The following is a 967-nucleotide window of genomic DNA, read 5'->3' on the forward strand; positions in this document are numbered from 1 at the left end:
TATCAGGTGCTGGGCATCACTGGTAGCGCCAGTAATCAGGAGGTCAAAAAGACCTACCGCAAACTGATGAGCCAGCACCACCCGGACAAGCTGGCCGCCAAAGGCGTGCCGGAAGAAATGATTCGCGTGGCCACGGAAAAAACCGCGGAAATCAGCAAGGCCTACGAAATGATTAAGGAACACCGCGGCTTTAAATAAGGTTCTTCGCGGATTAGCGTGAAAAACGCCGTTATGCCTGGTTGACCATAGAGTTGCCAGAAATGCCGGCGTTGCCGGATGCCAAACGCCTGATGCCGGACGTTAAATCAGGCCCCTGATGCTCTGGAAGGTTGAAGCGACGAACTGGGGAGTCTCTGTAGCACGCCCAACAGCGCTGATTTTTTTGTGGGAGTGATGCTTGCATCACGAATAAGGTTGGTGGATTACAGGCTCCTTCACGATGCCAGAACCCCTTCCTATATTAGCGTGGGCGTTTTTTAGGGGCTGCCTGGCATCAAAACTCGCCGGTCAAACGCTGATAATACATTATGCAGGCGACGCTCGATGCTCGTTTCCTCGTCAGGCATTCGGCGTTTAGCATCCGGCAACGTGCGAGACATTCACGACAAATCAAGCCAACTGCTAGAAACGTGATATTCCCTCAAATCCCCGATGAACCTTAAATAAACGCAACAGGGCTCACGCAACAAGCAACACGCCGGGAGTTTGGCGTGTTGCTTGTTGCGTGAAGCCTGTGGCGTTTCCCGATTCAATAACTGGCGCTGGGGAGCCGGTCGATTTTCGGAATCGACCAGCCGCTGCTGACCAGATCGGATTCCCCGGACCACCAGCGATTCAGCAAGCGCGTTGGCAGATCCGCGCGGGCGCGGCCGCTAAGCCGTTGCAGGGCTTCATGGTAGGCGGGCTGGTAGCGCAAGCGTTCGGGTAGCCGGCAGGTCAGGTCCATTAGCCGGTGAATGTGTTTCTG

1 protein-coding gene and 1 pseudogene are annotated in these 967 nt (G+C 55.0%); one reads left to right on the forward strand and one right to left on the reverse strand.

The annotated features are described in order from the left end of the window. The coding region (locus tag A3730_RS08695) for a DnaJ domain-containing protein (protein WP_156501091.1) at positions 1 to 198 on the forward strand (198 nt) is incomplete at its 5' end. 550 nt (positions 199 to 748) lie between these two features. Here the strand turns inward: A3730_RS08695 and A3730_RS31350 are convergent. Beyond that, positions 749 to 967: pseudogene (locus tag A3730_RS31350) on the reverse strand (hypothetical protein); the annotation flags it as partial.

It is taken from the genome of Alcanivorax sp. HI0044 (genome assembly GCF_001634945.1).